Consider the following 13480-nt stretch of genomic DNA (forward strand, 5'->3'; position numbering starts at 1 on the left):
GACGGGGGCGGCGTCACACCCGCCAGCTGTACCGCCGCTCCGGCCGTCCGGCCACCCCGTAGCGCAGGGACACGTCGGCGCTGCCGACGCCGTGGAAGTACTCCAGGTAGCGGCGGGCGCTGACGCGGGAGATGCCGGTGAGGGTCGCGCACTCGGTGGCGGACAGGGTGCCGTCGGCGCCGCGGAGGGTGCGTTCGATCAGCTCGGCGGTCTCGACGCTCATGCCCTTGGGCAGGGCACCGGCCGCCGGCGCCGGTACGGCACCCGCCCCGGCCAGCACCCGGTCGACGTCGGCCTGGCTGTGCACGACGGTGGTGAGCAGCCGGCCGCGCTGGGCGGCGTACCGCTGGAGCCGGGAGCGCAGGTCCTCGAACTCGAACGGTTTGAGGAGGTAGTCGACGACGCCGTGCCGGACGGCGCCGCGTACGGTGTCGGCCTCCCGGGCGGCGCTGATGACCATGACGTCGCTGTCGTGTCCGGCCGTGCGCAGTCGGGGTATGACATCGAGGCCGAAGACGTCCGGGAGGTACAGGTCCAGCAGGACCAGGTCGGGGCGGAGCTCGTCGACGGCGGCGACGGCCTGCTCGCCGGTGCTGGCGACGCCGACGACCCGGAACGGCTCGACCCGCTCGACGAAGGTGCGGTGGACCCTGGCCACCATGAAGTCGTCGTCGACCACGAGCACGTCGATCGCACCCGGCCCAGTACTCATGGTGTCGCTCCTTCCGCCACCGCGTCGGTGAGGTGGCTGACGGTCATGCGGGCGGTGAACATGGCCCCGTCTGGGGTGTTGGTCACCGAGATCTCACCGCCGTGCCGTTCGCAGACGAGGCGGGTGAGGGCCAGGCCGATGCCGCGTTCGCCTTCCCGCGCGGCTTTGGTGGTGAAGCCGTGGGAGAAGACCTCGCGGGCGAGTTCGGGGGCCACGCCGGGGCCCGAGTCGCGGACCACGATCTCCACGCTGGAGGCGTCCTGGCGCAGCCCCACCTCGACCCAGGCCTCGCGGTCGCCCGGTTCGTCGGCGGCCGCTGAGGCGTCCACGGCGTTGTCGACGAGGTTGCCGACCACCGTCGCCACGTCGGCGGCGTCCTCCGGTGCGAGCCGGTCCAGCGCGGTGTCGTCGGAGATCCGCAGGGTGACCTTGCGTTCGGCGGCGAGGGAGGTCTTCGCCATGAGCAGGGCGGCGACGGCTGTGTCGCGGACGCGGCGGCTGAGGGTGACGTCGAGGGAGTGGCGGCGCCGGCTCAGTGCGCGGATGTAGCGGACGACCTCGTCCTGCTCGCCGATCTGGATGAGCCCGGAGATGGTGTGCAGCTGGTTGGCGAACTCGTGGGCCTGGGCGCGCAGCAGCTCCGAGGAGCTGCGGAAGGAGCCGATCTCGCGTTCCAGCCGGGCCAGCTCGGTGCGGTCCCGAAGCGTGGTGACCGAGCCGAGGAGACGGCCGTCCTTGGTGACGGTCATCCGGTTCATCACCAGCACCCGGCCCCGGCGGATGACGACCTCGTCGCGCTTGTCGACCTCGTCGCGCTTGCCGACCTCGTCGCGCTTGCCGACTTCAAGGCACTTGTCGACCTCGTCGCGCTTGTCGGCCTCGGCAGCTCCGGCCAGCACGTCCCGCAGCCGTCCCTCGACGCCGAGGTCGGCCAGGCTCTTGCCGACGCAGTCCTCGGGCAGGTCGAGCAGGCGCCGCCCCACCTCGTTGACCAGGGTGAGCCGGTGGTGCGGGTCCAGGGCGATCACCCCCTCGGCGATGCCGTACAGCATGGCCTCGCGGTGTTCGGCGAGGCCGGCGATCTCGTGGGGCTCCAGGCCGAGGGTCTGGCGTTTGACGCGGCGGGCCAGCAGCCAGGAGCCGACGAGGCCGAGGCCGCTGGCGATGCCCAGGTAGGCGAGCAGGTAGGAGGAGGCTCCGCTCAGGCGCTGCCACACGGTCGGGGAGGCCTCGCCGATCATGACCGTGCCGAGGAGGCGGCCGAGGTTCGCGTCGGTCGCCCCGAGGACGGGCACCTGGGCGACGAGTTCGTGACTGCCGTCCAGCGTCAGTGAGCCGGACCAGCCGCGGCCGGGGGTGGCGCCCTCGCCGGTCGGCAGCGGGTCGCCGATCACGGTGGGGTCGGTGGAGCTGACGATGCGGCCTTCTGCGTCGGCCACCGTGACGGAGGTCACGCCGGACTGGGTCTGGGTGGAGTTCACCAGGGGTGCCAGCGCCTCGTGCGCCACGGGCCGGACGAGCCGGTCGCGTACGAGAGGGTTGGCCGCGAGCTGCTCGGCGAGGGCGGTGACACGGCGGCCCTCGACCCGGTTGAAGGTCGCGGCGGACTGGGTGAGGGAGACCGCGGCGACGGCGAGCAGGACCACTACGACGATGGCGAGCTGGAGGACCAGCATCTCGCCTGCGAGGGTATGGCGGCGGAACTCGGCGACCACGACGGACTCTCTCTCGTGCCGACGCTGCGTCGAGCGGTGTGGCGGCTCGGACGCCGGCTTGTGCGGCGGGTCGCACAATCATGGCGCTCGGGTGTGGTCAGGGAAAGAGAGGTGGGGGGACAGTGCCCATAAGGTGACAAGCGGCGTGACCACAACGACCACAACCTTCGTTGCTTCCGCAAGGGCGTCAGACCTCCCGAGCGCGGGCACGATGTGTCCCAGGTCACTCTCCCCCACACATACACACAACCGACAGGTGGTGGCTTCGTGCACCTGCGCACCCCCCGAGGGCGTGTCGCCCTCGCCCTGCTCGGGGCCGCCGTGCTCGTGCTCGTGGGACCTCCGCTGCTGACGACCGGCAGCGGCACCGAGACGGGCACGCAGATCCCGGGGCTGCGTTTCATGGTTCCGAACACGCCCGGCGGCGGCTACGACATCACGGCCCGTACGGCGGCGAAGAACGCCGAGGACGCCGGGCTCACCCACAACATCGAGGTGTTCAACCTGCCCGGCGCCGGCGGCACCGTCGGCCTGACCCGGCTGGTCGGCGAGCACGGCAACGGCAAGCTGGCCATGTCGATGGGCCTCGGTGTCGTGGGCGCCGTCCGCTCCAACGACGCACCCAAGACCCTCGCCGACACCACCCCGATCGCCCGGCTCACCGAGGAGCAGGACGTCGTGGTGGTCGCGAAGGACTCGCCGTACAAGACGATCGACGATCTCATCGGCGCGTGGAAGGACAACCCCGGCAAACTGCCGGTGGGCGGTGGGTCGTCGCCGGGCGGGCCCGACCATCTGGCGCCGATGCTGATGGCGCGGGCGGCCGGGATCGCGCCGAAGGAGGTCAACTACATCCCCTTCGACGGCGGTGGTGAGCTGCTCGCGTCGATCCTCGGCAACAAGGTTGCCTTCGGGGTGTCCGGGGTCGGCGAGTACCTGGACCAGATCAAGGCGGGCGAGCTGCGGCTGCTCGCGGTCACCGGGCCCGAGCGGGTGGACGGCCTGGACGCGCCCACGCTCCAGGAGGCCGGCTACGACGTGAACTTCACCAACTGGCGCGGCATCGTCGCCCCGCCCGGTCTCGCCGAGGCCGAGCGCGACAAACTCACCCGGCTGATCGAGGAGTTGCACGACTCACCGGAGTGGCAGCAGTCGATGCGGCAGAACGGCTGGGACGACGCCTTCCTCACCGGCGAGAAGTTCGGCGACTTCCTGAAGGCGGAGGACGAGCGCGTGGTGTCGGTGCTGAAGGAGCTGGGACTATGACGACGCACACCACCGGCACTCCCCCGGCACCCGCGGACGAGCGCCGCTCCTGGCTGCGCGACCACTCCGAACTCGGCGTCTGCGTCCTGCTGTTGGCCCTCGGCGTGCTGGTCCTGACCGACGCGCTCACCATGGACGTCGACATCGCCCAGCGCGGCCCGGTCGGCCCGCGGACCGTGCCGGTCGTCGTGGGTGCCGGGCTGCTGCTGATAGCCGCCCTGCTCGCCGTGGACGTGCTGCGCGGCGGCCGGGGCCAGGCGGAGACCGGCGAGGACATCGACCTGTCCGAGCCCGCGGACTGGCGTACGGTGCTGCTGCTCGCCGGGGTGTTCCTCGGCGCGGCCGTCCTCATCGAGCCGCTGGGCTTCCCCGTCGCGGGCGCGCTGCTCTTCTGGGGCGCGGCTTTTGCGCTCGGCAGCCGCCGCTTCGACCGCGACCCGCTGATCGCGGCCGTCCTGTCCCTGGTGACCTACGCCGTCTTCAACAACCTGCTCGGTGTACCACTGCCCGGCGGCCCGCTGATGGGAGTGCTGTGACATGGACGCCCTCAACTCCCTTCTGGACGGCTTCGGTACGGCTCTCACCCCCGTCAACCTGCTGTGGGCGGCGATCGGTGTCCTGCTCGGCACGGCGATCGGGGTGCTGCCCGGCATCGGTCCGGCGATGGCGGTCGCGCTGCTGCTGCCGGTGACGTACGGGCTCGATCCCATCGGCGCGTTCATCATGTTCGCGGGCATCTACTACGGCGCGATGTTCGGCGGCTCCACCACCTCGATCCTCCTCAACACCCCCGGGGAGAGCGCCGCCGTGGTCGCGGCGATGGAGGGCAACCCGATGGCGAAGTCGGGGCGTGGCGCGCAGGCGCTCGCGGCCGCCGCCATCGGGCACTTCGCGGGCGGCATGGTCGGCACGCTGCTGCTGGTCGCGCTGGCGCCGACGGTGGCGGAGCTGGCGGTGGACATCGGCGCGCCGGACTACTTCGCGATCATGGTGCTGGCGTTCATCGCCGTGACGTCCGTCCTGGGCTCGTCCCGGATCCGGGGTCTCGCCTCCCTGCTCATCGGCCTGACGATCGGTCTGGTGGGCCTGGACCAGATGACCGGGCAGCAGCGCCTGACCTTCGGCTCGCTGCAACTCACCGACGGCATCGACGTGGTGATCGTCGCGGTCGGGCTGTTCGCCATCGGCGAGGCCCTGTGGGTCGCCGCCCATCTGCGGCGCAGGCCGGCCGAGCCGATCCCGGTGGGCCTGCCGTGGCTCGGCCGGGGCGATGTGAAGCGGACCTGGAAGTCCTGGGTGCGGGGCCCGTTCATCGGCTTCCCGTTCGGCGCGATCCCGGCGGGCGGCGCCGAGATTCCCACCTTCCTGTCGTACGTCACCGAGAAACGGCTGTCGAAGCACAAGGACGAGTGGGGCAAGGGCGCGATCGAGGGGGTGGCGGGGCCGGAGTCGGCGGCCTCGGCCTCGGCGGCGGGCACCCTCGTGTCCATGCTGACGCTCGGCCTGCCCACCACGGCGGTCGCGGCGGTCATGCTGGCCGCCTTCCAGCAGTACGGCATCCAGCCGGGTCCCCTGCTCTTCGAGCGCGAACCCGACCTGGTGTGGGGCCTGATCGCCTCCCTCTTCGTCGGCATGGTCCTGCTGCTCGCCCTGAACCTCCCGCTGGCGCCGCTGTGGGCGAAGCTGCTGCGCATTCCGCGGCCGTATCTCTACGCGGGCATCCTCTTCTTCGCCGCGGTCGGGGCGTACGCGGTCGGCGGTGAGGTGATCGACCTGGTGATCCTGCTGGTCATCGGCCTGATCGGCTTCGGCATGCGCCGCTACGGCCTGCCCGTGCTGCCGGCCGTGATCGGTGTGATCCTCGGCCCGAACGCCGAGCAACAGCTGCGGCGTGCCCTGCAGATCAGCGACGGCAGCGTCACCGGCCTGGTCAACACGCCGTTCGCGGTGACGGTGTACGCGATCATCGTCGTGCTGCTGGCGTGGCCGCTGCTGAAGCGGCTGGTCACCCGCGGCCGCACCGTCGACGCATGAACCGGCGCCGCGGAAGGAGCCGCGGAACGAACCGCGCCGGTCGGACCACCAGGGCCCACCAGAAGGGCCATGGCTCCTCAGCCGGCGCCGCGCTCCGCCTCCTCGTGCAGGAACGCGCTGATCTGGCCGGCGAGGCCCTCCCGGCCGGTGCCGCCGGCCGGGTCGAGGAGATCCTCGTCCACGCCGATGCCGCCCGACCACAGATGCCGCTCGGCCCACTCCTCGTCGGCCCGCAGCTGGACCTGGATGTCGAGCTGGAAGAGAAGGGACTCGGGGGCGGCGGCGTACAGGACGGCGGTGGCGCGGCGCAGGGGGTAGAGGTCGAAGCCCTCGATGAACCGGGAGCTGCGCCAGTCGAGGAAGGCGCTCTCGCCGTCGGGGCCGGTGCGGATGTCGAGTTGCCCGTCCTCCAGGTGGAGGCCGACATGGTCGGTGCCCCGGTTCTCCACCGTCACCCGGAACCGGAAGTACGTCATGCCCTCGGCGGCGTCGTCGCGTCCCCGCGGGGGTTCCGCGCACTCCACCCCGTGGACGCGCACACGCAGGCCGGCCAGATCACCGTCGTACTCCTGCCAGTCCCCGATCACGTTGGGCTCGCGCACCGTCCACCTCTCCAGATCGGCGGGACCTCTCCCGCGCTCGCGCGGACCACAGTGCCACACCCGCCGGACGTACCGGATCCGGGCCATTACCGCCGGTCAGCGGTGATCAAGCCGTGTGCAGCGACGATTCCCGCGACGGGGCGGCGGACGGCGTCGGGTACGTGCCGCACATCACGTTCACGGCCCACGGAGCGGATGTGCGGCGGCTGCCACGTGGCGGAGACTTGTCGATTCACCGCACGGGTTTCGACGCCGTACGCTACGTTCGATCACCGCCGGTTACCGCACCATCGGCGAAATCGCGCGCAGGGAAGGTTCGGGGTGGCGGATGAGCAACTTCGGCATCGCTCCACCGGTGGCACGAGTCATGGCCGGGGGCCTCGCCGACGCGCTCTTCGAGACGGCGCACCGTGATCCCGCGCTGCCCCAGATCGCGCGCCGAGACGCGTCCGCCCCGGACACCTGGACCCAAGTGAGCGCGGCCGAGGTGCGGGACGAAGTGGTGGATCTCGCCAAGGGGTTGGTGGCGTCCGGGATCCGGCCCGGCAACCGGGTGGCCGTCATGGCGCGCACCCGCTACGAGTGGACGGTGCTCGGTTTCGCCCTGTGGTCGGTTGGTGCCGAGATCGTGCCGATCTATCCGACGTCCTCCCGCGACCAGGTCGAGTGGATCCTGCGGGACGCGGCCTGTGTGGGCGTGGTCGTCGAGGACGAGCAGGGCGTGATGACGGTCGGCTCGGTCTGCGCCCAGCTGCCGCTGCTGCGTCACGTCTGGCAGATGGACGACGGCTCCCTCGCGCGACTCGTGGAGGCGGGCCGGGACGTGCCGGACGCGACGGTGGACTCGCTGCGCCGCATCGTCATGCCGGACTCCACCGCGGTGATCGCGTACACGTCCGGCACGACCGGCCATCCCCGGGGGTGCGCGCTGTCCCATCGCGGCCTGGCCAGCCCCTGCGACGTGCTGCTCGCCGGCTGGCGGCACACCGCGGCGGCGCCCGGGCAACAGCCGGCGATCCTCGCCTTCCTTCCGTTCTCGCATGTCTACGGCCTCATGATCCAGGGGATGTGCCTGCGCGGCGGGCTGCTCCTGGCGCACGAGCCGGAGTTGACCGAGGAGGCGCTGTCCGCCGCGCTGCTGTCCTTCAGGCCCACGTTTCTCTTCGGTGTGCCCTATGTCTTCGAGAAGATCTACAAGAACTTCCTGCGCAAGGCCCAGCAGGCGGGCCGCGGCGCCCTGTTCGAGCGCGCGGTGCGCACCGCGCAGGACTACGCCCTCGCCGCCGAGCGGCAGCGCCTGACCGCGGGCCCCGGCCCCGGCATGGACCTGAAGCTCCAGCACGCCTTCTACGAGAAGACCGTGTACCGCAAGCTGCGGGCGGCGCTCGGCGGGCGGGTCCGCGGCGGCTGTTCCGGCGGCTCCCCGCTCAACCGCGACCTCACGCTGTTCTACGCCGGCATCGGCATCCTCGTCCACGACGGGTACGGCCTCACCGAGACCTCCGGGGGCATCACCGCGCAGCCGGTGGGCCGGGAGAAGTTCGGCACCGTGGGGCGTCCGCTGCCGGGCACGGAGATCCGGGTGGCGCGGGACGGGGAGATCCTGGTCAACGGGCCGTCCGTGTTCCACGGTTACGTCAACGACGAGGCGGGCACCCGTGAGGCGCTCCAGGACGGCTGGCTCGCCACCGGGGACATCGGGCGGCTGGACTCCGAGGGATATCTGTCGATCACCGGCCGCAAGAAGGAGATCATCATCACCAGCGGCGGCAAGGGCGTGGCCCCGGCGCCGCTGGAGGAGCAGCTGCGGATGCATCCGCTGATCCACCAGGCGGTGGTCGTGGGCGACAACCGGCCCTGTGTGGGCGCGCTGATCACGCTGGACCCGGAGTTCCTCGCCCACTGGCGGGGTGCGCTGAGCGCCTCGAACACGAACGAGCTGCTGGGCCGGGAGGCCCGGGAGGAGAACGCGCTGCGGCAGGAGGTGCTGCGGGCGATCGCCGGGGCCAACAGCACGGTGTCCCGCTCGGAGTCCATCCGGGTCTTCCGTATCCTCCCCGTGCCCTTCGACCTCGCCAACGGCATGCTGACGCCGTCGATGAAGCTGCGCCGCGACACCATCGTGCGGCAGTACGCGGCCGAGATCGAGGCGATGTACGCGACGGCGCGGGCCGGCCGCCAAACCGTGCAGGAGGACCTCGCGGGGTGGGACGACTCCGACGACGTATTCCGCCGCACCCGGCCCCGCTGATCGACTACGCTGCCCCCGACTTCGACCAATCGAACAGGGGGGCTATTTCAGTGACGCGTATGGGGCCGAGAAAGGCGCTGACCACGGTGGTGGCGCTGGGCGGCGGGGTGTTTCTCCTCGGTGCTGCGGTGCTGCGCCTCGAAACCCAACTGACGGGAGTACCCGGGCAGTTCATGGCCGCGCAGTGCGAGGTGTCCGAGTCGCGCGGCGACGACGAGTGGAAGTGCGGCGGATCCTTCCGGGCCGACGACAACTCGTTCGTCATCCCCAAGGTCGAGGTGGACACCACGTTCGCGACCAAGCCCACCGGGCTGGTGCCCGTCGTGGTCGACGACGAGACGTCGACCACGGCCGTCGAGCAGGACTACAGCGTGTGGTTGTACCCGGGCGCGACCGGACTGCTGTGTCTGGGCGTGGGGGCCTGGAACGTCCGGTCCGCGATCAGGCGGCCGAAGCAGGAGCCGGTGGCGGCGCCCGCCTGACCACAGGTCGGTCCTCTGGTTGACGAAACGATCCGCCGGATGCGGAGATGCTCCAGGCAGCGGCGGGAGACCGCCCGCCCCAGGGCCTGTCGTCACATTCCCCTCGTCGCCCGAGGCAGACGGGAATGTGACGACAGGCCCTGGCACCCGCACGACCGTGAGACGAAGGCAGAGGACCCATGGCACTGCAGATCAGCGCCACCAACCCGGAACACCCCGCGCTGCTCCTCGAACTGCCCTGGCACCTGCCCCTGGAGGAGTGGCCCGAGCACCACCTCGTGCCGCTCCCCCGCGGCATCTCCCGTCACGTGGTGCGTTACGCCCGCGCAGGCGACGAGGTCGTCGCCGTCAAGGAGCTCGCCGAACGGCCCGCCCTGCGCGAGTACGAGCTGCTGCGCGACCTGGACCGGCTGGGCATCCCCGCCGTGGACGCCCTCGGCGTGGTCACCGGCCGCACCGACGAGAGCGGCGGGCCGCTGGAGTCCGTGCTGATCACCCGGCACCTGGGCGGTTCGATGCCGTACCGCTCGATGTTCGAGACGACCATGCGCCCGGCCACCATGCACCGTCTGATGGACGCGCTGGCCGTACTGCTGGTGCGGCTGCACCTCGCCGGCTTCGCGTGGGGCGACTGCTCGCTGTCCAACACCCTGTTCCGGCGGGACGCGGGGGCGTACGCCGCCTACCTCGTGGACGCCGAGACCGGCGACCTGCACCCGCAACTGAGCGTCGGGCAACGCGAGTACGACCTGGATCTGGCCCGGGTGAACATCAGCGGAGAGCTGCTGGACCTGGAGGCGTCCGGGGCGCTGCACCCCTCGGTGGACCCGATCGACTTCGGCAACGAGATCTGCGCGCGCTACCTCAAGCTGTGGGAGGAGCTGACGCGCACATCCGTGTACCCGGCCGGTAAGTACCACTACATCGAGCGCCGGATCCGCCGTCTGAACGACCTCGGCTTCGATGTGGCCGAGATGCAGATCGAGCACTCCAGCAACGGTGACACGGTGACCTTCGTGCCCAAGGTCGTCGACGCGGGCCACCACCAGCGGCAGTTGCTGCGGCTGACCGGCCTGGACACGGAGGAGAACCAGGCCCGGCGGCTGCTGACCGACCTGGAGAGCTGGATGGCCACCCAGGACGACTACGCCCCGGGCGACCCGCTCGGCGCCCGGCCCGAGGTGCTCGCCCACCGCTGGGTGCGGGAGGTGTTCCGCCCTACCGTACGGGCCGTGCCGCTGGAGCAGCGCGGCTCCATGGACCCGGCGGAGATCTACCACCAGCTCCTCGAACACCGCTGGTATCTGTCCGAGCGGGCGCAGCACGACATCGGCCTGGACATGGCGGTCAAGGACTACATCGACAACGTCCTGCCGAAGGCCCTGGCGGTGCTGCCGCCCACGGTGGACGACGTCACCCCCATGTGACACAAGGCTCCGCGTACGGCTCACTCGTGCGGGACGACCGCCACCGGGCAGTGCGCGTGGTGCAGGACGCCGTGGGCGACCGAGCCGATACGGGCGCCCACGGCCCTGCGATGGGCGCGGCGCCCGACCACCATCAGCTGGGCCCGCCCGGCCACGGACAGCAGCACCTGACCGGCGCTGCCCATCTCGACGTGCTGGGTCACCGGCACATCGGGGAACCGCTCCCGCCACGGCTGGACCGCCGCCGCCAGGGCGTTCTTCTCGTACGGCTCCAGCCCGCCCGCCTCGTCGAGGAGCCTCAGCGAGCCTGGGCTGTACGCGTACAGCGGCGGCAGCGTCCAGGCCCGGACCGCGCGCAGGGCGGCGCCACGTGCCGCGGCGGTCTCGAACGCGAACCGCAGCACGTCGGCGCTGTCCTCCGGTGTGCCGTGCTGGCCCACGACGACCTCCCGCCCGGCGGCCTCGGCGGCGGGACTGTCCTCGGCGCGCACGAACACGACGGGACGCGGGGACTCGACGAGCACCTGCTGCCCGACGGAGCCCAGGAGGAAGCCGACGACGGCGCCGTGGCCGCGCGAGCCGAGCACCAGCGTCTCGGCGTGCTCCGCGACACCGACCAGCGACTCGACGGGAGGCCCCTCCACCAGCTCCGTCGTCACCTCCAGCTCCGGGTGCCGTTCGGCGACGCCCCGCGCCGCCTCCGCGAGGGCCTCACGGGCCCACTGCGCCTGTCCGTCCCGGTCCACGGTGATCGCCTCGTGCGGCTGCCACTGCCAGGCGTGCACCACCCGCAGCGGCAGCCCACGCCGTACGGCCTCCCGGCCGGCCCACGCCAGCGCGGCGAGGCTCTCGGACGTACCGTCCACTCCGGCGGTGATCGGGCGCGTCGTCATCGGCCACCTCTCTGCATAAGCGTCATGGCTGACATGCCAAGTCTTCACTACCCTGCCCGTTATGACCTTGAGGTGGGAACAAGTCATCGTGGACTCGTCGGACCCGGTGGCCCTCGGCCGCTGGTGGGCCGAGGCGCTGGGCTGGGTGGTGGTCGACGACTCCCCCGAGGAGTACGAGATCCGGCCGGCCCCGGACCGCATGCCGGGCCTGCTCTTCGTCCGGGTCCCGGAGACCAAGGACCGCAAGAACCGCCTCCACTTCGACTTCCGCCCCGACGACCAGCGGGCCGAGGTCACCCGCCTCCTCGGCCTCGGCGCCCGGCACGCGGACGCCGAGGCCGAGTACCCGTGGGTCACGCTCCTGGACCCGGAGGGCAACGAGTTCTGCGTGCTCGGGGTGCGAGCCGCATGACTCGGGCTGTCGGTCCGGCGCGGAACGTGATCCTCACCGTGGATGACGATCCCGGGGTGTCCCGTGCGGTGGCCCGGGACCTCAGGCGCAAGTACGGCGAGTCGTACCGGATCGTGCGGGCGGAGTCCGGGCAGGCGGCCCTGGAGGCGCTGCGGGAGCTGAAACTGCGCGGGGACCAGGTGGCGGTGGTCCTGGCCGACTACCGGATGCCGCAGATGAACGGCGTCGAGTTCCTGGAACAGGCGCTGGACGTGTATCCGGGGGCGCGGCGGGTCCTGCTCACCGCGTACGCCGACACGAGCGCGGCGATCGACGCGATCAACGTCATCGACCTCGACCACTATCTGCTCAAGCCCTGGGACCCGCCCGAGGAGAAGCTCTATCCGGTCCTGGACGACCTGCTCCAGGCCTGGCGGGCCGCCGATCGGAGCTGTGTCGGCATCACCAAGGTGGTCGGCCACCGGTGGTCGGCGAGGTCGTCGGGCGTACGGGAGTTCCTGGCGCGCAACCAGGTGCCGTACCGCTGGTTCTCGTCCGACGAGCCGGAGGGACGGCGGCTGCTCTCGGCGGCAGGTGAGGACGGGCGGCGGCTGCCGCTGGTCGTCACCCCGGACGGCACGCCGCTGGTCGAGCCGGAGGACCCGGAGCTGGCCGAGCGGGTGGGACTCGCGACGACACCGGCCTCGGTTTTCTACGACCTCGTCGTCATCGGCGGCGGGCCGGCCGGGCTCGGCGCGGCCGTCTACGGGGCATCGGAGGGGCTGCGGACGCTGCTGGTCGAGCGGTCGGCGACGGGCGGTCAGGCCGGGCAGAGCTCCCGGATCGAGAACTATCTCGGGTTCCCCGACGGGGTGTCCGGGGCCCAGCTCACCGGCCGGGCCCGGCGGCAGGCCACCCGGTTCGGCGCGGAGATCCTCACCGCGCGCGAGGTGAGCGGCCTGGAGGTGAACGGGGCGGCGCGGACCGTCCGGTTCTCCGACGGTTCGGCGGTCGCCGCGCACAGCGTGATCCTCGCGACCGGGGTGTCGTACCGGCAGCTCGACGCGCCGGGCTGCGCGGACCTCACGGGCTGCGGTGTGTTCTACGGCTCCGCCCTCACCGAGGCCCCCGCCTGCCAGGGGCACGACGTGTACATCGTGGGCGGCGCCAACTCGGCGGGCCAGGCCGCGATGTACCTGGCCCGCGGCGCCAAGTCGGTGACGCTTCTGGTGCGCGGTGACTCGCTGACGGCGTCCATGTCGCACTACCTCATCCAGCAGCTCGCCGGCGCGCCCAACATCTTCGTGCGCACCGGCACGGTCGTCGAGGCCGCGCACGGTACGAAGCAACTGGAGCAGCTGACCCTGAAGGACCTGGCGAGCGGGCGCGAGGAACTCGTCGACGCCCAGTGGCTGTTCGTGTTCATCGGAGCCCAGCCGCTGACCGACTGGCTGGAGGGGGCCGTGCTCCGCGACGAGCACGGGTTCATCCTGACCGGGCCCGACATGACCGGCGACGGACAGCCACCGGCGGACTGGGAACTGGACCGGCCGCCGTACCACCTGGAGACCAATGTGCCCGGTGTGTTCGTGGCCGGGGACGCGCGAGCGGAGTCCGCCAAGCGGGTCGCGTCCGCGGTGGGAGAGGGAGCGATGGCCGTGATGTTGGTGCACAGGTACCTGGAACAGTCATGAAGGCCGTCAGGGG

12 protein-coding genes are annotated in these 13480 nt (G+C 71.5%); 8 read left to right on the top strand and 4 right to left on the bottom strand.

Going from position 1 to position 13480, the window contains the following annotated elements; translation table 11 throughout:
• Nucleotides 1–13 precede the first annotated feature (13 nt).
• Entirely contained in the window at nt 14–712 is a 699-nt protein-coding gene (locus CES90_RS00205; protein WP_189782115.1) for a response regulator, read from the bottom strand.
• Entirely contained in the window at nt 709–2427 is a 1719-nt protein-coding gene (locus CES90_RS00210; RefSeq protein WP_189782114.1) for a sensor histidine kinase, read from the bottom strand. The genes CES90_RS00205 and CES90_RS00210 overlap by 4 nt, the downstream gene beginning before the upstream one ends.
• Nucleotides 2428–2694: 267 nt before the next feature.
• Between CES90_RS00210 and CES90_RS00215 the strand changes: the two genes are divergently transcribed.
• The 3 genes from CES90_RS00215 to CES90_RS00225 are packed head-to-tail and all read left to right on the top strand — an operon-like array spanning nt 2695 to nt 5727.
• Nucleotides 2695–3693, top strand: a complete 999-nt coding sequence (locus tag CES90_RS00215; protein ID WP_189782113.1) for a Bug family tripartite tricarboxylate transporter substrate binding protein — start codon at nt 2695–2697, stop codon at nt 3691–3693.
• Complete coding sequence (locus CES90_RS00220; protein ID WP_189782112.1) at nt 3690–4229, top strand: tripartite tricarboxylate transporter TctB family protein; 540 nt, start codon at nt 3690–3692, stop codon at nt 4227–4229. The genes CES90_RS00215 and CES90_RS00220 overlap by 4 nt, the downstream gene beginning before the upstream one ends.
• Before the next feature lies 1 nt (nt 4230).
• Entirely contained in the window at nt 4231–5727 is a 1497-nt protein-coding gene (locus CES90_RS00225; protein ID WP_189782111.1) for a tripartite tricarboxylate transporter permease, read from the top strand.
• A 77-nt stretch (nt 5728–5804) separates the two neighbouring features.
• Here the strand turns inward: CES90_RS00225 and CES90_RS00230 are convergent, their stop codons facing one another.
• Complete coding sequence (locus CES90_RS00230; protein WP_189782110.1) at nt 5805–6329, bottom strand: hypothetical protein; 525 nt, start codon at nt 6327–6329, stop codon at nt 5805–5807.
• A gap of 328 nt (nt 6330–6657) precedes the next feature.
• Here CES90_RS00230 and CES90_RS00235 point away from each other — a divergent pair, with 328 nt between their 5' ends.
• From CES90_RS00235 to CES90_RS00245, 3 genes are all read left to right on the top strand, one after another.
• Nucleotides 6658–8580, top strand: coding sequence for an AMP-dependent synthetase/ligase (locus CES90_RS00235; RefSeq protein WP_189782109.1), 1923 nt, complete (start codon nt 6658–6660; stop codon nt 8578–8580).
• Between the two features lie 59 nt (nt 8581–8639).
• The gene (locus CES90_RS00240; protein ID WP_189782108.1) at nt 8640–9062 is read left to right on the top strand and encodes a hypothetical protein; all 423 of its coding nucleotides are present in this window, start codon (nt 8640–8642) and stop codon (nt 9060–9062) included.
• Between the two features lie 179 nt (nt 9063–9241).
• On the top strand, nt 9242–10489 hold the full coding sequence (locus CES90_RS00245) for a DUF4032 domain-containing protein (RefSeq protein WP_189782107.1): 1248 nt from the start codon (nt 9242–9244) through the stop codon (nt 10487–10489).
• A 20-nt stretch (nt 10490–10509) separates the two neighbouring features.
• Here CES90_RS00245 and CES90_RS00250 read toward each other — a convergent pair whose 3' ends face one another.
• Nucleotides 10510–11382, bottom strand: a complete 873-nt coding sequence (locus CES90_RS00250; RefSeq protein ID WP_189782106.1) for a universal stress protein — start codon at nt 11380–11382, stop codon at nt 10510–10512.
• 61 nt (nt 11383–11443) lie between these two features.
• On the opposite strand from CES90_RS00250, the gene CES90_RS00255 reads away from it, so the two are divergent.
• Nucleotides 11444–11794, top strand: a complete 351-nt coding sequence (locus tag CES90_RS00255; RefSeq protein WP_189782105.1) for a VOC family protein — start codon at nt 11444–11446, stop codon at nt 11792–11794.
• Nucleotides 11791–13467 carry an FAD-dependent oxidoreductase gene (locus tag CES90_RS00260; protein ID WP_189782104.1) on the top strand — a complete coding sequence of 559 codons (1677 nt, stop codon included), beginning with the start codon at nt 11791–11793 and terminating at the stop codon, nt 13465–13467. The genes CES90_RS00255 and CES90_RS00260 overlap by 4 nt, the downstream gene beginning before the upstream one ends.
• Nucleotides 13468–13480: the final 13 nt, after the last annotated feature.

It is taken from the genome of Streptomyces capitiformicae (genome assembly GCF_002214185.1).
In the GTDB taxonomy this organism is placed as follows: domain Bacteria; phylum Actinomycetota; class Actinomycetes; order Streptomycetales; family Streptomycetaceae; genus Streptomyces; species Streptomyces capitiformicae.